We start from the raw sequence: 20,990 nt of genomic DNA on the forward strand, positions 1-20,990 counted from the left end.
GGTTAGAGCACACGCTTGATAAGCGTGGGGTCGATGGTTCAAGTCCATCTGGGCCCACCACTATGAAAGAGTGGGGGAAGCGCAAAAAGAATTTCAGATCTTTGACAGTATGTAGAGCGAGATTTATTAACGAACATAGAATATTTACGTAGAGATACGGGAATTCTACAATTCAGTTAAGAAGACTTAGAATACAAAAGAAGAGACTAAGGAACCAAATGCATAGATAGCCCGATTTTAAAAAAGGAACAATTTGTAATTAAACAAAAGAAGGGCAACAGGCGGATGCCTTGGCGACACATGGCGAAGAAGGACGTGGCAAGCTGCGAAAAGCTACGGGGAGCCGCAAGCAGGCTTTAATCCGTAGATATCCGAATGGGAAAACCCGGCCGATGTAAGAGTCGGTCATCAATTACTGAATCCATAGGTGATTGAAGTTATACCTGCTGAAGTGAAACATCTCAGTAAGCAGAGGAAAAGAAAGCGAATGCGATTCCCTGAGTAGTGGCGAGCGAAAGGGGAGGAGCCTAAACCGAGAGGATTTATTCTTTCGGGGTTCGGACTTCGATATAGACTTGTGAAGAATAGACGAAAGGTCTGGAAAGGCCTACCAAAGGGGGTGAAAGTCCCGTAATTGAAATTTTTCACATACTTAGGAGTATCCAGAGTAGCACCGGACACGTGAAACCTGGTGTGAATATGTGCAGACCACTGCATAAGGCTAAATACAAGGTGTCGACCGATAGTGAACAAGTACCGTGAGGGAAAGGTGAAAAGAACCCCTGTTAGGGGAGTTAAAAGTACCTGAAACCTGTTGCCTACAAGCGGTCGGAGCTCCGAATGGAGTGACGGCGTACCTTTTGCATAATGGGCCTAGGAGTTTATGTGAGTTGCGAGCTTAAGAGTTTACGACTTGGAGGCGAAGCGAAAGCGAGTTTGAATAGGGCGCCAGTAACTTGCATAACACCCGAAGCGGAGGCGATCTAGCCATGGCCAGGTTGAAGCACCGGTAATACGATGTGGAGGACCGAACCCATTAACCTTGAGAAGTTAAGGGATGAGCTGTGGTTAGGAGTGAAAGGCTAATCAAGCCCCGTAATAGCTGGTTCTCTCCGAAATATATTTAGGTATAGCGCCGAATGTTAAAAGCCGGGGGTAAAGCACTGAAAAGGCTAGGGTTCACACCAGAATACCGAACCTTATCAAACTCTGAATACCGGCTGGGAAAATTAGGTAGTCAGTCAGCGGGGGATAAGCTCCGTTGGCGAGAGGGAAACACCCCAGACCATCGAATAAGGTCCCAAAGTTAGTACTAAGTGGCAAGAAGGAGGTAAATTTTCTTAGACAATGGGGATGTTGGCTTAGAGGCAGCCATCATTTAAAAAGTGCGTAATAGCTTACCCATCGAGAGAGTTTGCGCCGAAAATGATCGGGACTAAAGTACTACACCGAATTCGTGGAATTAGCAATAATTGGTAGGAGAGCGTTCCAACGACGTAGAAGCGTGATTGAAAGAGAGCGTGGAGTTTTTGGAAGTGAGAATCTAGGCATGAGTAACGAAAAGCATGGTTAAAATCCATGCCGCCGTAAGGATAAGGTTTCCTGGGGAAGGTTCGTCCGCCCAGGGTTAGTCGGGAGCTAAGGCGAGGCCGTAAGGAGTAGTCGATGCACAATAGGTTAATAATCCTATACCTGCTTAATGGTGTTCGAGTCGCATATTGACGAATACGTGAAGTTCAGCCGGGTGATGAATGTCCCGGTCTAAGGTTGTGAAAGCAGCTGGGGACTTAGAGGCTACGGCCGATAGGGATTGAATGGATGGTGTTCCGGGAAAATTTATGCGATTAATCATTAGGTAGCCCGTACCGCAAACCGACACAGGTATCCGGGAAGAGTATTCTAAGGCGCGTGAGTGAAATCTCCCCAAGGAACTCGGCAAAATGGCCCCGTATCTTCGGTAGAAGGGGTGCCAACGCGAGTTGGTCTCAGCAAAGAGGCCCAACCGACTGTTTATCAAAAACACAGCTCTCTGCGAAGTCGCAAGACGACGTATAGGGAGTGACACGTGACCAATGCGGAAAGGTGAAAACTGCTTGTTAGCGCTTGTGGTCTAAGCCCCCGTGAATGTCGGCCGTAACTATAACGGTCCTAAGGTAGCGAAATTCCTTGTCGGGTAAGTTCCGACCTGCACGAATCGTGTAACGAGTTGGGTGCTGTCTCAGGGAGAAGCTCAGTGAAATTGTAGTCGCGGTTAAGATGCCGCGTACCCGCAGAAGGACGGAAAGACCCTATGAACCTTTACTATAATCTGATATTGGCGTTTGATTTTCAATACGTAGAATAGCCGGGAGGCTTCGAAGTTGCCCTTCAGGGGGCGATAGAGCCGCAATGTGAAATACCGGTTTTTGCCAATTAGGCGTCTAACCGCAAGCCATAAGCTGGCTGTGGGACAGTGTTAGAGGGTTAGTTTGACTGGGGCGGTCTCCTCCTAAAAAGTAACGGAGGACTGCGAAGGTTCCCTCAGACCGGATGGTAATCGGTCGGCGAGGATATGGCTAAAAGGGAGCTTAACTGTGAGACCTACAAGTCGAGCAGATGGGAAACCAGGCCCAAGTGATCCGGCGATAGCTCGTGGGAGCGTCGTCGCTTATGGGATAAAAGGTACTCTAGGGATAACAGGCTGATTTCGCCCAAGCGTTCATAGCGACGGCGAAGTTTGGCACCTCGATGTCGGCTCATCACATCCTGGGGCTGTAGAAGGTCCCAAGGGTTTGGCTGTTCGCCAATTAAAGTGGTACGCGAGCTGGGTTCAGAACGTCGTGAGACAGTTCGGTCCTCTATCCTCTGTGGGCGTTGGAAATTTGAGGGGTTCATTCCTTAGTACGAGAGGACCGGGAATGACGTACCGCTGGTGTATCGGTTGTCGTGTCAACGGCAGCGCCGAGTAGCTAAGTACGGAAGAGATAAGCGCTGAAAGCATCTAAGCGCCAAGCTCCTCCCAAGATGAGATTTCCATGAGGGTCCAAGTAGACGACTTGGTTGATAGGGTACAAATGTAAGCGCAGTAATGCGTTGAGTTAAGTACTACTAATATCCCGAAAAGTTTAATTACAAAATTGTGCGCCTTTTTTAAAATAGAGTTATCAGCATTTGGAGCTGAATTGGGTTGATAAATCCGCGCTACATGCTTTGAATTTGCAAAGCGGTTGAGAGAGAGCCGAGGCAACATCTACGATGAAACTCTGGTGATCATAGGCGAGAGGAAACACACGTTCCCATCTCGAACACGCTCGTTAAGCTCTCAGCCGCCGATGGTAGTACGACCCCGCTGTCGTGCGAGAGTAGGTTGTTGCCAGTCTAATGAGCCCCGACGTCCCAAAGGATGTCGGGGCTCTCTTTGTATGCGGATGTCCGCTCGCACGACAGCGGGGGTATGTCCGAACAAGGGGTGTTTGGGGAAGCTCCTTATCCACTTCGCGGACTGCTCGTCCGCTTCGTTCAACTTTTATAGTCTGTTCTTGAAGCTACTGCTCTCGCCGTGAGCTTCAATTCATTGCCAGTCTAATGAGCCCCGATGTCCAAAAGGATGTCGGGGCTCTCTTTGTATGCGGATGCCCGCTCGCACGACAGCTGGGGGAATGTCCGAACAAGGGGTGTTTGGGGAAGCTCCTTACCCACTTCGTAAAGCGGAAGCTTTACTTCGTTCAACTTTTATAGTCTGTTCTTGAAGCCACTGCTCTCGCAGTGAGCTTCAATTCATTGCCAGTCTAATGAGGCGCAAGTTTCGAAAGAAGCTTGCTGCGCCTCTCTTGTTTTTCATGTCCGAACACAAAAGTTTTTGTGCGAAGCGCAAAAAGCTTTTGGGAAGCATAATTGGCGCGAGCCAATTACCCGTAGGGCGCGTACTGCGCGGATTGGCGTAAGCCAACCAAAGCAGACGCGTGCAAAGGATGTCCGGCTCCTCTTGTTTACGGGTGTCCGTGCGCTGTGGATTGTCCATGAAGTTGAAAATTTTCAAGGAGAACATCGCTTCCGACATAAAACTACCAGTAATACATAAGGAAAAAGAGCCACCCAGAGTTGAGAGCGTTGATAACATCATAAAAATATTCAAGGCGCTTCATAAATTTGCGGTTCCTGCCTTTGCATTGCTAACATTTGCAGGAATTCGCCACGAGGAGATTTCATCTAAAGAAAGAGAAAAGACCATCATGACGTGGGACAATATAAATATAGAGGATAAAACGCTAACTGTCCCTAGTGCTGTTGCCAAGACTCGCAAAGTTCGCCGAAGCGAAGATATTATTCCTGACAACTTATGGGAGTGGCTAAAGATAATTCCGCCGGAAGAACTATAATTTTCTTGTGCTTCCACTGTTATTGTTTTACAAGGATAAACGGAGAAGATAAATATGGATAGACGAAAATTTGTGGCGGCGATTGTTTCCGGCGGAGTTGTATCATCATTGGCAAAAGAAAAATCTATTTCCGGCAATATCGATTCAGACTATGATGTCGTTGTTGTTGGTGGCGGTGTATCGGGAATAATAGCCGCACTGCAATCCGGTAGGTCGGGGTTGAATACTCTTATTGTCGAAAGTTCGTCTCAACTCGGAGGAACCATGACGACGGCGGGCATAAATTCTCCTGGGCTTTTTCATGCGTGGGGAAATCAGGTAATCGCCGGAATAGGTTGGGAATTGGTTTCAAAAACCGTACAAGCGCACGGCGACAAATTTCCGGATTTTAGCAAATTTGACAATCCCGCATTTTGGGAACTTCAAGTGACGTTGAATGAATATTTATATTCGTGTTTGGCAGAGGAGGAAATCCTAAAAACCGGTATACATATATTGTATTATATGTCTCCCGAATCCGTGGAGGAGTGCGGCGGCGGATACAAATTGTCAATCGTCGGAAAATCATCGAGAAAAAGCGTCTTTGCAAAAAGAGTCATAGACTGTACGGGAAATGCGGCGGTAGTGGATATGGCGGGTTTTAGAAGGCTGCGGGGAAACGTAATTCAACCAGGAACGTTGGATTTCGAGTTCGAAAATTTTGATGCGTCGAAAATCACCCGTGAGGAATTTTTCATTGCCAAAAAAAATGCGATTAAAAACGGCGAACTGCTACGTTCTGATATTTACGGCGACCTATACAGATTGGTAAGTTTTAAGGGCAGAAATTGCGAACATCTCGCGGATGCCGACTCGTCGAATGCGCAAATTCAAAGTTCGTCGAACATAAGGGGCAGGGAAAGTTTTTTGCGGATTTTCAGATTTCTGAAAAAATTGAAGGGTTTTGAAAATGTGAGAATAAAAAATGTCAAAACCGAAGTCGGAGTGCGGGAGTCGTTCAGGATTGACGCACTGCACAACATAACAGTAGATGAATATGTATCCGCGAAACGTTATCCAGACGGCGTTTGCTATTCGTTTTATCACATTGATTTGCACGACGACAAAGGCGCAAGGGCAAGACGTTTAAAAAAAGGAGTAGTGCCTTGTGTCCCACTGTCGGCATTGATTCCAAAATCTTCAAAATTTATGATTGCGGCGGGAAGACACGTCGGAAGCGATAGATTGGCAAATTCAGCGTTGAGGATACAGGCCAGCTGCATGGCAATGGGACAGGCTGCCGGTGCGGCTTGTGCGGTGTCAATTAGAAATTCTTGTCCCATCTCCGAGGTGGATATCAATCAGGTTAGAACCATCCTCTCTGAAAACGGAGCTATACTGCCTCCGCTTGGAAAATGACATATTTTGTGAGGTAGTGTTAATTATAATCAAATTTTAAATCCATGCTAAAAATCGTCAATCGATATCGAAGTTTTTAAGAATGGAGCGATTCGGGAAAAGGAGTGATTTACACTAAAACTTTATCTTTAAACAACAATAAACCAGATTTTATTCTCATATAAAGTGGTCCAACTTATTTGGTTCTGGCACAACTGATTTTATAATTGTCATTAAAAGTTCTAAAATGGGTTCCGCATAAGAGCGATAATTTGGATATGTTAATCTTAAATCCCTACTGTATCGCGCCAGAAGGTTTGACGTAAGCGTGCCACACGTTTGACCATTTTGGCGATTTTTCGCCTTACCCAAAACCCCCGTTGCGGATGGTTTGCACGGGGGCTGCATTGTCTTTGCGGAGTGGTTGCAAGGTCGGGGTTGCGGGGGTATGTCCGAACAAGGGGTGTTTTGGGACGCTCCTTACCCACTTCGTAAAGCTCCGCTTTACTTCGTTCAACTTTAATAGTCTGTTCTTGAAGCCACTGCTTCGCAGTAGGCTTCAATTCATTATTGACTTTGATAGGGGGGGGAGTGATGATAGATATTATGAATTTACGTTTTGTTACATTGTTTATATCAATGCTTTTCTGTCTTTTTGCGAATGCGCAGAAATTGAATTTGCACCACGCGGATCCCGCTTACGGCGTTGCGATTGAGTATGAAAAAATTGCGGGAACAAAAGGCACGCTCTCGCTTGAAATCGTCGGAGACAAGCTTTATGCGTTGGAAAATGGAGGGCTTTCGATATACGACATTTCAACACCCGCCGCCCCGAAATTTTTAGGTTCTGTTTCGGGAATGGGGCATGTTCGCCAGTTGAAAGTTCGCGGAAAAACCGCGTTCCTTACGGCGCGCCAATCGGGGCTTTGGGCGGTCGATGTTTCCGACCCAAAAAATCCGAAAATAATTTCGCACTTCGACGCCATCGAGTATGCCACAGGCCTTGACGTTTCGGAAAATTTTGCGTTTATCGGCAACCGCGTATTCGGCGTCCAGTGTGTCGACATTTCGAATCCCGCGAAAATGCGCCATGTTTCGCAAATTTTGACACACGAATCGCAATCCGTTTACTATAAAGACGGAATAGTTTACAGTGGCGACTGGGGCGCGGGCGAAATTACGAGCATCGATTTCGCAAATCCGCTTTCTCCGCAAAAAATTTCCGTAGTAAATCTTGAAGGAATGGGCGACGGCATCGACATTGACGGAAACTTTCTCTACGCATCGACAGGGCAGCACCGCAAGACTGGGCCTGCTGAGCTTCGGCACGGCGCGGGGCATGGGCTTGAAATTTTCGACATTTCCGACAAACGCAACCCGCGCAAAATTTCGCGTGTCGACTTTCCCAAAATTTATTTCGGACCTTGCGATTATTGGACGCCGCGCGTTTCGGGGAACTACTGCTTTGCGGCGGACACTGTAAATGGAGTATTTATTCTTGATGTTTCAAATAAGGAGAATCCTAAAATTCTTGGAAATTTGATATTGCCGAAGGTCGCGCCAGACAACCCAAATCTCAAATTTTCCATGCTTGACGCTTCGCTGCCTCAGGGCGACCCGGTGTCGTCGATAGCTGTAGGCGACGGCGTCTTGTACATTGCGGGCACTTTTACTGGGATATATTTTGCGGAGCTTCCGCAAATCGCAAAACCTCGCAAAAAAACTGATACTGTCGCTCCCAAGCTTAACGGGGCGTTCAAAGCAAAACCGATAGACGGCTTCGACTTCATTGCCGCCGACTCCGCAAATCCCGCCCGTGCGCTTGCTGTTCGCGGAGATTTAGTCTACGTAGCACAGGCTGACGGCGGTGTTCGAATTTTCGACCTGTCCGCTGCGGGCTATCCGCAAGTCGGAAAGATTGAATGCAAGATTGCGTACGACGCAAAAATTTCAGACAGCAGGCTTATCGTTGCCGAAGGTTTCGACGGAGTCGGTATCTACGACATTTCTGCCGCGCCCAATAGCCGTTCGGGAGTTTCCTCCTACAAGCCGAGGGAAATCGGCAGGATAACTTGCGGCATGATAGGGCGTCCGCAAACGCTCCACGTTTGGGCGTTCGACAAATGCAATGTCGCCGGAGTCGGCGCGGGGGCAGCTTCGGCTTGGTTCTTCGACATTTCGAATCCCGCAAACCCGAAAAAGCTTTTGCGCAGCGGGGGCAGGGAAATTGTCTACAACGACTACGGTTCGCGACGCCTCGCCTCGGGGAAATATTTCGGTTTGAATTTCCACTGCGGCGGAAGAATGGTTTTTGAAATGACCGCAAATTCCGTCAAGCGTGTGTTTGCGGACAGCTATCCGCTCTGCTCTCAGAACGGTTCAATCGCCGCGTTCGGGGACAAGTTTTTAACGATGAATCGCGGAGGTTATTCGATAGACAATCCCGCGCAACCGTTGAAAAATTCGGAGTTGACGCCGCTAAAATTTCCCGACGGCGAGCCGCTTCCGTTTGTTCCGGAAGGCGATTCGGTGCAAATTCGCGCGGAATTTCCTCAGGGCGCGGACGAGGGCTTTGCATACTTCGACGAAAAAACGAAAAGGCTTGTTGTCGCCAACCGCGCTTCGGGGAAAGTATCGATTTACGATTTTTCCGACGCGAAAAACCCGAAGCGCATGCGCTCGTTTGTAGTCGACGGCAATCCGTCAGTCGCCGATTTTACGGAAGACGGCAGGGTTGTTTTACCGTGTGGCTATGCGGGCGTGTTCGTCGAGCGCAAAAAGTAGAGCTGCAATTTTCGGCACTTCGATTTTTCGTCCGAAAAAAATCACGCCGCAAAATTTTTTGCAACAAATCTTGGGGTTGGTCATTTGAATGAATAGAGCGTTTAAACGCTGTGTTTTTTATTTAGAAGTTAAAAACATAAAAACCCCAAGAAAAATGAAAATAGCAATTAAAAAAATTATCTTTTTTATGGCGGCAACTCTTGCTTGCGGCGTTGCGCTTTCAGCTGTCAACCCAGATGCAAAGCTCCACAAGTTCAGCACGACAATAGAAAAAGAGCGTCCGCAGCTCGATGTGGAAACGAAATCGCTTATCGCCGCGTACCGCAAAAGTCCGACGGAGGCGAACCGCGCCGCGCTCGAAAAGAAAGTCGCCGATAATTACGACAAGGTAATAGCCCGCAAAAAGGCGAAGCTTGAAGAATTGAAGCGCACCGCAAAGGACGCCTCCAAGGTTCGCGAAATGCAGGAAATTGTCGACGAAATGCTCGCTATGCGTTCAACGCGCATCGAGCGCACGATGAGCCGTTTTACCGATCCGCGTTTACGCCCAAACGCCCGCGAATCGAAAGACGGATTTTTGCCTGTCATCGGCGCGGCGCAGAACCTAAGCATTGCCCGCACGCCGATTACAAACGCCGAGTACAACGCGTTCCTGAAAGCGACGGGAAAAGATGTGCGCAAAGTTGCGTCGGCAAAGGCGAAGTGTCCCGCTGTGAATGTTTCCTACGACGATGCCGTAGCGTACTGCAAGTGGCTTAGCGCAAAAGACGGCAAAGCCGTATACCGTCTGCCGACCGAGGCTGAATGGGAAATCGCGGCGGGGCACATGCCCAAGGACGCCGACTTCAACTGCGGCGAGAAAAACACGACGACGCCCGTCGACGCCTACTCAAAAACGCTCGCCGCGTGCGGGGCAATCGACATGTGGGGCAACTGCTGGGAGTGGACTTCCACAGAGGTCGCCGCGAAAGACGGGGCGTCGAATCGCGGGCGGCTTATGGCGGTAAAAGGCGGCGCGTTCGACTCTCCCCGCACAAGCTGCCGCACCGAATTGAAGGGCGAGTCCCGCGCGGCGTCGTCGGGATACGCGAATGTCGGCTTCCGCGTCGTGAGAGAAAAATAGGGGCTTGCCGGCCGCACGAACGCGGCAAACGGCGCGCAAAAAAGCGGCGCGGATTCCGAACCCCGCGCCGCTTTCTTTTATTTTTCCACGATAACTTCGCGGCAGAGAATCGTCTTTTTCTTCACGCCGTCGGAGTCGGGATAATAGAAATCGCTGTAAAAAAGCAGTGCTTTGTTTTTGTCTATCGGGATTATTTCGGGATTGTTGCACGAGCCCGCCCAGCTGATGAAAGTCTTTGTTTTCGGCTTTGCGTTCGCCAGAGCGCTGCGGTCGTCGGGCGTCATTGCGACAAGCGGCTTTGTCCACTTTGTGCCAGAGTCGTTTTCGCTCGCCTGAATGTATGTCCCCGGCCGCGCGTAGCAAAGGAGCGTCGTTCCGCATTCGAGTTTTGCGAGGCGCGGCAGCACGCCGACGTTCGCGAATTTTTCGGGCTTCGACCAAGTTTTGCCGCCGTCGGTCGAGCGCGAAACGTACATCGGCGACCACTCCCAGCCCGTGTAGTTGAACCACTGCGTGCGCATGAACCAGACAATCGAGCCGTCGGGCATGAACTCGAAATCGCTGTCGCTGAATCCGCCCGTATCGTAGGGAAATTCCGAGCCGTCGGCGGGATACTCCATGTGGGCAACCTGTTTGAAGCTTTTGCCGAAGTCGTCGGAACGGAAAATTTCGGCGGAGTAGTAGGGGCTGTATTTGCCCGTGTCGGGGTTGACGTGCCCTTCGCCCGAAAATGCGGAAATCCAGAGCGAGCCGTCGGGAGCGAGCTTCATGTTGCCGCGCGGAAAAATGGGCTTCATGATGTTGTCGAAGCCCGCGCCGCTGTGGACTACGCGCGTAAGGCATTTCCAGTCTACTTTTGCGTGCTCTTTGACCGCCTCCGTTTTGCCTGCGGGAATGCGGTACGCAAGCCACTCCTTTTTTGCGAGGCTCGGCGGAAGCCTGTCGGCGTTGTAGGCTTTGATTGCGACTCCGTTTATCCAGTCCGCCTTCATTCCGTCGGGAATGGGAAGCGTGCCCTCGTCGGCGCGTTTCGACGCGTCGTAGTCGGGCGTGTACTCGCTTTGGCTTGGCTGTTTGTATTTCGAGACGCTGAACCCCGATTCGGGAGGGAAGTAGATTTTGTCGCCGTTGGGCAGAAGTATTCCGCATTCGGCGTCGCGCGCGGCGTCTATTTCCCGCCAAGTTTTTCCGTTGTCGAGGCTTTCGAACCACCTGTTGGGCGCGCCGAAGGACTTGATGTCGTCCCGCGAAACGTGGACGGCAACAAGCAGTCTGCCGCCCAAATTGTAGGGGCGCGGGAACTGATACGCACCCCAGCGGTTTTTCTCGAACGGCATTCCGCGCACAATCACGCGCGGCTCGCCGAGCCTGATTTTCATGGGCGAAACCGAGCCGTCCGCGTTGTAGTAAGCACCCGAAATTTCGGAGGCTTCCGCCTGCTTGTAGTTTACGTCGTTGAACGCGCAGAGCAGAAGCGCCGACGCGAGCGCGGCGGCGGCGGGGAGCGCGGATTTTTTTGTTAGGTATGATTTTCCCATGTCGTTGTTATTTTTCGAGCCTGTCGGATACGTCGAGAATGTAGACGCAGCGTTTGCCGTTTTTCGTGTCGTTGTAGACCACGGCGTTTCCGCCGAGCACCCAGACGGGGTGCGCGTCCACGCGGAATTCGGGGTTTTTCTTGAACGGCGGAAGCGCGGTTTTTGCGAGGGTTGTCTCCGTCTGCTTCGCGACGTTTATCAGGCGAATCGGCGAGCGTCCGTCGGGGAGGTTCATTTCGCCCGCGTACGCGTCGGTTAGGATAAGCGGAAGCCCGCGCGGGTGGTACGACGGGTGTCCCGACCCTGGCGCATAGACCTGTTTCAGCTCGCTTCCGTCGTATTTTACGGTTATGATTTCAAGCCCCTTTTTGCCGTCGATGTCCAAGTTCATCGACATGTACACGCCGTCGGGCAGCCAGTTGATGTGGTGCCCGCCCTTCGCCCACTGATCGGGGGTGATTGCCGTGCGTATGTCCGAGCCGTCGGGGTTCATTGTGATTACCGCGCGCCTGCGTTTGCCGCCGTCTAAGGGCGTCCACTGCACCGTCGCCAAGATTTTCGTTCCCTGCGGATTCCACTTCGCCTGAAAGCCGTAGTACTCGTATTTTTCGGGGTTCGGAATCTTGATTGACGGCGCGGACTTTTCGTAGATGTCGCGCAAGGAGGCAACCATTTTGCGTTTGTTCGATTCGATGTCGGTAATGTAGATTCCGTCGTCGGCGACCGGCCCCACATTGCGCTTTGCGAACGCGTCGGGGACGATTACGCCGTAGCCCACCTGCGCGAAGCGCGACTTCCTGAGGTTGTGCGAAACGAGCTTTTTGCCGTCGGGCGAGACCATGAAAACCGTGCCCGCAAGGCGCGTTTTTTTGCCCGTTTTGAAGTCGAGCCTCACGGCGAATTCCTCCCATGTCTTCGGGTCTACGTCGTTGTAGAAGAGGTCGGCGTCGCTTGCGCCCCACTGGACGTTTGCGCCCATCTGCGTTTCCCAGCCGCGCGATTCGGTTTCGAAAACCCTCTTCATCGACGGCAGTTCGACCACAACCACTTTGCCCGCGTCGCCCGCGACTGGCTTCTTGCCTTCGTAGGGCAGCTCGAAGAGCGCGGCGTATTTGCCCGACGGGCTGACGGGCGACGTGTCGAAGAACCTGTGGATTACGCCGTTTTCGGCGACGAGTTGCGGTTGGGGCGCGCCCGCGCAGCCGCACAGAATTGCGGCGGCGAAAGCCGATATTATTGCTGCTGTTTTTTTCATGTTTTTTGTGTGTTTAAATCAATCCCGTTTTGCGGAACATATCCGCGTAGATTCGCGCCTTTTCTTCGAGCGGTTTCGGATACGCCCGCGACGACGACGGCATTCTGAAAAATTCGATTTTGCGCCCGCCGATTTCGACTGCTTCCGACGCTCCCGCAGCGGGCGGTGTCGCGCCGCACGATTCCGCGAAAACCTCCGCCGCCTTTGCGCCCGCGCACGCAACCGCGCGGCATTTTGGGAGGCTGGCGAGGATTTTTGCGATGTCGGTCTTGCGGACTATTTCGAGGAACTTGTCGGAGGCGTTGTCTTTGAGGCGCACGACTTCCTCCGCCGTGTCGAAAAGCGCGATTCCCCTTTGCGAGAGAAAGCCCGCGATTTTCCCCGCGTCGAATTTCCGCTCGCCCGATTTCACGAATTCGTCCCTGTTGCCGAAAAACGCCAGCCCGAAAATGCGCCACATGTCGTTCTGGAAATTCGGGTAGAAGAACTCGATTGACCAGCGTTTCCTGTCGGGCGGGAAAGTTCCCAAAAGCAGAATTTTTGCGTTCGGAGGCAGGAAGGGTTCGAGCGGGTGTTTTTCGGGTTTCATGTCAGTCTCCAAAAAAATACGGACTGGCGCGGCTATGTCAAGGGCGCGGAATCCGCGCCGAAACAAAACGCGGAAAAATGCGTATAATATAAAAGAAGAGTGTTGCCACGGGGCGGGCGTCGGGCGTATTTTTTGCGGCGTCGGGCGGACGTTTCCCCGCGCGGCACAAACCGAAATCAGGCAAAACATGAAAAGAATACCGTTTTTTGTACTCGTCGCCGCGGCTTTCGCGACGCTTTGCGCGGGCGTTCCAGCGGGCGGCGGCACGGCGGGGCGGACAGCTCCGCAAAAGGTCGCGGTCGTCGTCGTCAACGACAGCGGAAACCGCGCGCTCGACTCAAAGACAAAGGCTTTCGAAAAGTCCCTTTCCGCACGGCTTTCGGGCGCGGGTTTCGGCATTGTCGACTACGATTTGGCGGTCCGCAACCTCAACGACTATCTCGGCGACCCCAACGCAAAGTTCCGCTCAGCCGCCGCCGCGCTCAAACGCGCGCTCGACTCCAAGGAGTCGGCCGGCTCCACGCTCATTTCGGACGCCTCCGGCGTGCGCCTCGGCGGGCTTGTGGGGGCGGACTATATTTTGTCGGTTTCCGTCGCCTCTTATTCCGTCGAAAAGCGGAACTCGAAAGTCTACGGAGTGGCGACCGAAAACACGGTCTACAAGCTCCGCACAAATTCGACTTTGCACGTCCTCTCCGATGTCGCGTATTCCGTCGCGGGCTTGTCGCTGGGTTCCGAGAAGACGCTGCGCAATACCGCCGACATTTCGGTGTCGGACGGCGGCGTGATGGACGAGCTTGTGGCGGACGCCGTCGAGCGCACAGCCGAGTTTTTCGCCCTGCGCAGCAAAAGCGAGCCGCTCGCCGCTCCCGTAGGAACTTCGGGGGAAATCGAAATACTCTTCACCGTGGAGGGTTTGGACATGCCCGAAATCGTCCGCGAGAACGGCAAATACGCGCTTTCGAAAAAGACGCTGCCCGTTTCGGTCTCGTCGGTGTCGGCGGAAATCGACGGCATCGCGCAGACGCTGGGCGGCAAAATTTCGCTTCCGCGCGGAATCCACACGCTTGTAATCCGCCAGAGCGGGCTTGAACCGCTCGAAAAAAACATAAACATTACGGGGGCTTCGGGGCAGCGGCTGACGTTTTCGCTCCGCCCCGACGCCGCAACCCGCGCGGCTTTCAAGGCGGACGCCGAGTTTGTGGAGGAGATGAAAAAACGCGCAATGGCGTCCGACTCCGCGCTCGAAATTTCCGCCGCCGAGGCTGAGCGCATTCGCGGCGCGGCAAAAATGTACGAGCAGTCGGGCTTCAAGGTGGACGCAAAGGCGCTTCCCGAAATCAACAAAACACAAAGCATATTCGGACAATAGACAACCATGAAAAAAATAGCATTGTTTCTGATTTTGTCGGCGTTTGCCGCATTCGCATTCGGACAGAAAAAGGAGTCGCTGGCGGTGGTAAAGGTAAAGCCGACGGCGGCGGTGGAGGCGGCGGCGAAGTCGGCGGGAACGCTTCCCACGCTGCAAAGAATCGTGGACTCCGTCGATTCGAACCTCACGTCGGCGTTCCAGCGCACGCGCAAGTTCGACGTGCTTACGCGCGGCGATTTGGACGCCGTCCTCAAAGAGCAGGACTTCTCCGCCTCGGGCAACGCCAACCAAAAGGACGCCCCAAAAACGGGCAACATGAAGGGCGCAAAATACGTCGTCGCGGTCGAAATTGACGATTTTCAGGACTATTCAGAACGCGACGTCTTCCAGACGGTCAAGCGCGACGTCGAAAACCGCAAAATAAGGGTTGGGGTCGTCGCGAAAATCGTCGATTCCGAAAGCGGCTCCGTGCTCGAAACCGCCAACATTTCCGAAACCGCCGACTGCGTCGCCGAGCGCGACTCGCTCTCGCAGCATTCGGGCGGGCGCATGACCGACGCCCTCGCGGGCGGCTTTTCCCGCGCCGTGTGCGAAAAAATCGCCCTCGGCGTGCTCGACGTTCTGTTCCCCGCGAAAATCGTCGGCAAAACGGGGTCGCTCGCCACGTTCAACAGGGGCGCGGGAACGGACGTTGAAGTCGGCGACGAGTACAACGTCTACGCGCTCGGCGAGGAAATGGTAGACCCCGACACGGGCGAAAAGCTCGGCAGCGAAGAGGTGCTCGTCGGCAAAATGACGGTCGTGGAAGTTTCGCCGAAGTTCTCCAAGGGCAGGCTTTCGGAGGACAACGGCGTGGAAAAGGGGCAGCTTGCTCGCGTCTCCAAAAAAGCTCCGCGCAAGGCAAAGCCCGCAGTGCCCGCGACCGAAGAAATTTAGCATGGCGCATTTCCCGACCGCGTTCGCCTTGCTTGTGCTGGCAGTCGCGCTTTGCGGCTGCGCAACGCACATGAGCGAAACAAAATCCGCCCGCGCAAGCTGGGAGGCGGGGAATTTTGCGCGCGCGCAGTCGGAGTTCGCGTCGGCGGCGGAGGACAAGTCCGACACCGACATTCTCGTGTGGCGTTTGGAGGAGGGCGCGGCGGCGCGCGCAAGCGGCGACCTCAAAAAAAGCGCGGAGCTGTTTTCCGAAGCCGAGCGCATTGCCGACTCGTACGACGACCAGCCGCAGATTAGCATAACGCGCGAAACCGCCGCGTTCCTCGCCAATCAGAGCTATCTTCCCTACAAGGGCTACAACTACGACAAAATTTTCGCGGGCGTGTATTCCGCCGCAAACTACATCGAGTTAAAGGAATTCGACAGGGCGGCGGTCGAGCTAATCAGGCTCGACAACGTACAGCGCAACTCGCAGCGCAGGAGCGGCGAGCGCATGTCGAAAGAGGCGGCGGCGATTTCCGCCGCGGGCAAAAACAACGCTTCCTACGACGCCTCGCGGACGCTTTCGAACCCCGATGTCTATCTGAAACTGCGCGAAATTTACGGCGCGGATTTCTCCGCAAAGGCTACGGCGTCGGCGTATTCCGTTCCGTTCGCCTACTGGTTAGCGGGCGTGTTTTTCATGAACAGGGCGGAGGACTCCTCCGACAGGGAACGCGCCGCCGACATGTTCAGGTTCGGCTGGAAGGCGTCGGGCGGAAAGTCCGAAATTCTCGCCGAAGACTTCAACGCCGCGGAGGACTTCGCCGACGGCAAAACCGCGACGCCGCCCGCAACCACATACATCGTCTACGAAACGGGCTGCGCCCCCGCCCGCGACCAGTTCAAAATAAACCTGCCGCTCTATCTTGTGGCGCACAACGTCCCGCATGTCGGCGTAAACTTCCCGATTCTGCGCAACAACAACTCCTTTTCGCCCGACCTCCGCGCGACCGCAAACGGGCAAGCCGTCCGCTTTGAAACCCTCGCCGACGTTGACGCCATTGTTCGCCGCGAGTTCATGGACGCTCTTCCGCTCGTGCTTGCGCGGACGATTCTCTCGTCGGCGGCGAAAGCCGCCGCGCAGTACGCCGCCGCGCGGTCGGCGGGCGACGGCTGGGCGGGGCTTGCGGTCAACATCGCGGGCAGCGTCTACCAGTACATGACAAACGACGCCGACCTTCGCGCTTGGACGACGCTCCCCAAGCGGATAAAACTTGCGCGTTTCCCGACGCCCGCCGCCGGCGTCGTAAATGTGGACGGGCGCGTCCTTCGGGTGCCGACATCGGGCGCAAACATAATTTGGGTAAAACGCACGGGCGCGGCAACGCCCGCAAGCGTCAGAATTTTCGACTTCAAAGACGGCGCGGCGGAAAAACACGTCCGGCAATCCGCCGCCGCCCGCGCAAAAAAGTGATTGTCGGACGCAAAAAACAATACCATAATCGGAATATGAAAAAAATAACGGCATTGATGATTGCATGCGCGGTTCTCGCGGGCTGTTCCTCGGTCAATTCGGTCGAACGCGCCGAGCCGCAGTCGCGCGCGCAGGTCGTGAAGGACAAGCGCATTATTACGGACTCCACTCTCGACGGATACGCGTGTGTCGTAGCCGTCAACGAGGGCGTCGCGGCGGGCGGGCTTCCGAAAGTTCAGGTGAAAATCGCAAACAAGACTTCGGGCTACCGCACCGTAAACTACAAGTTCTCGTGGTTCGACGAAAACGGCATGGAGATTTCCTCGCCGTCGTCGCCGTGGCTCACCCTCGCGCTCGAAGGCGGAGAAAGCCGCTTCGTCTCCGACGTCGCGGTCTCTCCGAAAGCAAAGGATTTCTCCCTGAAACTTCTTTCCGACGTAAGAAACTACTAAAATAAAAACCATGAAAAAAACGTACATTTTGGCATTCGTTCTCTCCGCGCTCATGCTCGCGGGCTGCGCAAGCAAAAACGCTACATATGTGGAATCGGGCGGCGCGCGCTCGATTGTCTCTACAAACAAAATCAACATGGCGGACTGGAACGCCGCCGCGTCGTCGCTTGTCAACGAGCTTCTCTCGTCGGGCGCGATAGACTCTACGGGGCTTGCCCAGCCCGTGAAAATGAAAGTCGGCAGAATCGTAAACCGCACAAGCACCGCGGTCGATACCGACCTGCTCACGCGGCAGATTTCCATTGCGCTCTCAAAGACGGGCAAAGTCGCAACCGTCTCCGACGACGCCGAAACCGAAGAGCTTGCCCGCTACGAGGCGAAGCGTCAGGGCAAAATGCTCGCCCTTCCCAAGCTCACAATGACGGGCAAAATCATAGAGGACAGGGAAAGCAACCGCGAGCTTCGCGAAGTCACCTATGTTTTCTTCCTTGAAGTCAACTACCTCGGCAAGGCGGTCTGGCAGGGGCAGAAGCAGATTGCAAAGCAGCAGGAAAAATCCGGCTTGGGCTGGTAGGCGGGAGGCGACGTGAAAAGGCTTGCCGTACTTTTGATTGCGCTGGCGGCTCTCGCGCTTTCGGGCTGCCAGAGCTGCGGCTTCAACGGAAATTTTCTGCGCGACACATTCACACCCGACGTTTCCGAAGAAGTGTATGTAAGATAGCATATTGAAAACTGCGCGGCTCGCGTCCCCGCGCAGTTTTTTTGCGCAAAAAAAGCTTGCCTGCGGAACGCGCGGCATGCTAAAATACCTACAAAAGCAACAAACAACAACAAAATACAATATGAAAAAAACACTTTTCGCTGCTTTGCTTGCAGTATTTGCGTTTGCGACGGCGTTCGCCGCGCCCCGTTCCTCCGAGTACCGACTCGACATCTCCAAATTCGCCAACATTCCGCTTGCGTCGGACATAGACGACGGTGAATACGCCGCGCCCGAAAGAATGAAGACGGGCAAATTCGGCGGCATCGACTTTACAATCCCCGAACCCGACGCCGACGGAAATTCGGTGGTCTCGCTCTCGTCGCTCCGCGACCCGAAAACGCGGGAATTTTCCGTGGACATTCCCAATATCCGCACGCGCTTCCTCTACGTTTTGCACTCGTCGGGCAAGAATATCCGCGCGAAAAACAAAAACAGGAATATTGGCAGCATAACCGTGCAGTATCGCGACGGTTATTCGGCTACTTTCTGGGTAAAGAAAGACGAAGAGGCGATTTCCGCCTTCGAAAACAAAACGGGCGAAAACGGGCTTGCCGTGCGCAAGGCCAACGCAACGCGCGGTACGGGTTCGGCGCACCTCAGCCGCTTCATGGTGGACCAAAAGGCGATTGTAAAGATTACATTCAAGGCGGCTCGGTATTCGTCGTGGAACATTTTCGGCGCTACGCTCACGCGCAAGGACGTTCCCACGACAAAGTTTTTCGAATTCGCCGCCGACGAGTGGAAGCCTATCGACGTTTCCGACTTGGAGGTCAAGAGCGGCTCGGCTCTCGATGTTTCTGCGGGCATGGGGCACGTCCCCGCGGGCAAATTCGGGCGGCTTAGAATTTCGAAAGACGGCGGCTTTGAGTTCGAGGGCGCGCCGAACGTCCCCGTAAAATTCAAGGGCACAAACTGGCGACCCGGCGACTGGTTCTTCAAGCGCATAAAGACAAAGGAGGACATCGACGTGCTCGCGAGAGCCGCATTCAAACAGGGCTACAATTTGGTTCGCTGGCGCATTTCGATGGGCGGCGAGCGCGAGTTCACCGCGCCCTACGTCATGAAGCCCGAAGTGCTCGACATGTACGACTATTTCCTCTACGCGATGGGGCGCGAGGGCGTCTATACCCACCTGAACCTTTCGAGCCACGACTTGGGCTTGCCGACCTTCAAATGGGCCGACCGCTACGACGTCAAATTCAGAACGGTTCTCGGCGACGAAACCCTGCGCGATGCGTGGCGCAATCTCGTGAAAATGCAGCTCAACCACGTCAACCCCTACACGGGCAAAAAGTGGAAGGACGACCCCGCAATCGCCACCACCGAATACTTCAACGAAATGGAGCTGGGCTTTTTCAGATACACCAGCCTCCGCCCCGAATCCGTCGCGTTCGGCAACAAGAAAATTCAGGCGTGGCTGAAAAACAAGTACGGCACAATCGACAAGCTCAAAGAGGCGTGGAGCGCGGAAAAACTTCCCGTCAAATTCGCCGACTTCTCCGAAATCGACGTTTTCGGGGACTCCAAATACAAGGGCAGCACCGACAGAAGCCTCTTCATTCGCGACTGCATTCGCGACTACGTTTCGTTCTGCGAAAAGGTCGTCCGCGAGGAGGAGGGCTTCAACGTTCCGCTCCACCAGTTCAACTGCGGGCGCAGGCTCGACATCGAGTTCGCGAGCGCGGAGTCGGGCTCGTACATGGCGCAGAACGTCTATTTTGCGCACGGCACGAACTTCATGGCTCCCGATTCCCGCACTCCGCAGGGAAGCTCGCTCGACGAGTCCGTTGCGTTGGGCTACTTCCGCGGCGCGGCGGCGAAGCGCATGCCCGACCGCCCCATGGTTCTCTCCGAATGGCAGCACTGCCACTGGAATCCCTACAAGCACGAGGGGGGCGTCGCGTTTCCCGCGCTGTCCGCGCTTCAAGGCTTTTCGAACCTCACAATCCACGACGTCGCGATTGAGAAAAAGGGCGAAGGCGTCTTCGGGCACGCGGAAGTCGCCAAAAACCCGATTCTCCGCGCAAACGAATTCCTGACCTACTGCTTCTTCTACCGCGGCGATGTGAAAAAATCGCCGCACCGCGTTGACGTTGTGTTCGACAAAAAATTCGTCGAAACAAGCCCGATGATGTGCATGGGCATAAACGCGGAACAGTCCAAAATTGCGTTCCTTACGGGCTTTGCGATAGACTTCCCCTCCGCCCGCAAGATTTCCGACTTGAAAGACGTGCGCGTAAAACCCGCCGACTTCACGCTCAGCCCGTCGGGCTTCTCCGCGGCAAACATGCTTTCCGACTTCGGAAGCCTCGGTTCGGGCGACAGCTCGGGCTTCGACCTGCCCGCATTTGCGGCTGAATTGAAGTCGCGCGGAATCCTCTCCAAAGACAACATCTCCGACCCCGCCAACGGCGTCTTCCAAAGCGACACCGGCGAGATTGTCCTCGACTTCAAGAGGCGTCTCGCAAAGGTAATCACTCCGAAGAGCGAGGCTGTCGTGTTCAAGCCCGAAACAAAGAACGAAAAGCTCGGCGCGCTGACGGTGGTTTCCTCCGACGTCGCGGCGTCGGTCGCCGCCGCTTCGATGGACGGCGCGCCGCTTGCCGAATCGTCGCGAATAGTGCTCGTCTACGCAACCGACACCGTCGCGAGCGGCTTCAAGGTTTCGCAGTCGCGCGAGGCGTTGAAATTCAGGGGCACCCAGCCGATACTTTTGCGCGTCGGCAAACTTTCCGCAAAACTGCGCCTGAACCCGCGTTCCGACGGCAAAAAATTCGCCCTCCACGCGCTCAAACTCAACGGCGAGCGCATAGCGGAAATTCCGCTGAAATACGACGGCGGCGAAATGATTATCTACATCGACACGTCGAAACTTTCCGAACCCGCCGTGTTCTACGAACTCGTCGCGGAATAGTTTGACCTGCGCAAAACGAAATTCCCGCCCCGCCGCGAAGTCCCGCGGGCGGGGCGGATTTGTTTGGGGCGTT

Annotated in this window: 14 protein-coding genes, 1 tRNA gene and 2 rRNA genes (1 of these 17 cut by a window edge); 14 read left to right on the top strand and 3 right to left on the bottom strand. The window is 53.9% G+C overall.

Features of this window, described 5'->3' with window-relative positions; all coding sequences use genetic code 11:
* The 7 genes from P3B99_005770 to P3B99_005800 form a co-directional block, all read left to right on the top strand.
* A tRNA-Ile gene (locus P3B99_005770) sits at positions 1-60 on the top strand (it extends 17 nt beyond the left edge of the window).
* 197 nt (positions 61-257) lie between these two features.
* A 23S ribosomal RNA gene (locus tag P3B99_005775) occupies positions 258-3,112 on the top strand.
* Positions 3,113-3,241: 129 nt separating this feature from the next.
* A 5S ribosomal RNA gene (gene rrf / locus P3B99_005780) occupies positions 3,242-3,358 on the top strand.
* A 640-nt stretch (positions 3,359-3,998) separates the two neighbouring features.
* On the top strand, positions 3,999-4,358 hold the full coding sequence (locus P3B99_005785) for a hypothetical protein (protein WYJ06718.1): 360 nt from the start codon (positions 3,999-4,001) through the stop codon (positions 4,356-4,358).
* A gap of 54 nt (positions 4,359-4,412) precedes the next feature.
* On the top strand, positions 4,413-5,756 hold the full coding sequence (locus P3B99_005790) for an FAD-dependent oxidoreductase (protein ID WYJ06719.1): 1,344 nt from the start codon (positions 4,413-4,415) through the stop codon (positions 5,754-5,756).
* A 651-nt stretch (positions 5,757-6,407) separates the two neighbouring features.
* Entirely contained in the window at positions 6,408-8,519 is a 2,112-nt protein-coding gene (locus P3B99_005795) for a hypothetical protein (GenBank protein ID WYJ06720.1), read from the top strand.
* A 187-nt stretch (positions 8,520-8,706) separates the two neighbouring features.
* Positions 8,707-9,642 carry an SUMF1/EgtB/PvdO family nonheme iron enzyme gene (locus P3B99_005800; protein ID WYJ06721.1) on the top strand — a complete coding sequence of 312 codons (936 nt, stop codon included), beginning with the start codon at positions 8,707-8,709 and terminating at the stop codon, positions 9,640-9,642.
* A 77-nt stretch (positions 9,643-9,719) separates the two neighbouring features.
* Here P3B99_005800 and P3B99_005805 read toward each other — a convergent pair whose 3' ends face one another.
* From P3B99_005805 to P3B99_005815, 3 genes are read right to left on the bottom strand one after another with little or no spacing between them, the layout of a single operon-like run.
* Positions 9,720-11,180 (bottom strand): sialidase family protein, encoded by a 1,461-nt coding sequence (locus P3B99_005805; protein ID WYJ06722.1) that lies wholly within the window; start codon positions 11,178-11,180, stop codon positions 9,720-9,722.
* Positions 11,181-11,187: 7 nt separating this feature from the next.
* Positions 11,188-12,435, bottom strand: coding sequence for a hypothetical protein (locus P3B99_005810; protein ID WYJ06723.1), 1,248 nt, complete (start codon positions 12,433-12,435; stop codon positions 11,188-11,190).
* Between the two features lie 13 nt (positions 12,436-12,448).
* On the bottom strand, positions 12,449-13,024 hold the full coding sequence (locus P3B99_005815) for a uracil-DNA glycosylase family protein (protein WYJ06724.1): 576 nt from the start codon (positions 13,022-13,024) through the stop codon (positions 12,449-12,451).
* Positions 13,025-13,211: 187 nt separating this feature from the next.
* Here P3B99_005815 and P3B99_005820 point away from each other — a divergent pair, with 187 nt between their 5' ends.
* From P3B99_005820 to P3B99_005850, 7 genes are all read left to right on the top strand, one after another.
* The gene (locus P3B99_005820) at positions 13,212-14,396 is read left to right on the top strand and encodes a hypothetical protein (GenBank protein WYJ06725.1); all 1,185 of its coding nucleotides are present in this window, start codon (positions 13,212-13,214) and stop codon (positions 14,394-14,396) included.
* 6 nt (positions 14,397-14,402) lie between these two features.
* Positions 14,403-15,332: a CsgG/HfaB family protein gene (locus tag P3B99_005825; protein ID WYJ06726.1), complete on the top strand. Its 930-nt coding sequence runs from the start codon at positions 14,403-14,405 to the stop codon at positions 15,330-15,332.
* A 1-nt stretch (position 15,333) separates the two neighbouring features.
* Positions 15,334-16,788, top strand: a complete 1,455-nt coding sequence (locus P3B99_005830; GenBank protein ID WYJ06727.1) for a hypothetical protein — start codon at positions 15,334-15,336, stop codon at positions 16,786-16,788.
* A gap of 35 nt (positions 16,789-16,823) precedes the next feature.
* The gene (locus P3B99_005835) at positions 16,824-17,240 is read left to right on the top strand and encodes a DUF1425 domain-containing protein (protein ID WYJ06728.1); all 417 of its coding nucleotides are present in this window, start codon (positions 16,824-16,826) and stop codon (positions 17,238-17,240) included.
* A gap of 10 nt (positions 17,241-17,250) precedes the next feature.
* The gene (locus P3B99_005840) at positions 17,251-17,814 is read left to right on the top strand and encodes a hypothetical protein (protein WYJ06729.1); all 564 of its coding nucleotides are present in this window, start codon (positions 17,251-17,253) and stop codon (positions 17,812-17,814) included.
* Between the two features lie 12 nt (positions 17,815-17,826).
* Complete coding sequence (locus tag P3B99_005845) at positions 17,827-17,961, top strand: lipoprotein (protein ID WYJ06730.1); 135 nt, start codon at positions 17,827-17,829, stop codon at positions 17,959-17,961.
* Positions 17,962-18,082: 121 nt separating this feature from the next.
* Complete coding sequence (locus P3B99_005850) at positions 18,083-20,917, top strand: beta-galactosidase (GenBank protein ID WYJ06731.1); 2,835 nt, start codon at positions 18,083-18,085, stop codon at positions 20,915-20,917.
* Positions 20,918-20,990: the final 73 nt, after the last annotated feature.

The organism is Opitutia bacterium KCR 482, from assembly GCA_029269845.2.
Taxonomy (GTDB): Bacteria; Verrucomicrobiota; Verrucomicrobiia; order Opitutales; family Intestinicryptomonadaceae; genus Merdousia.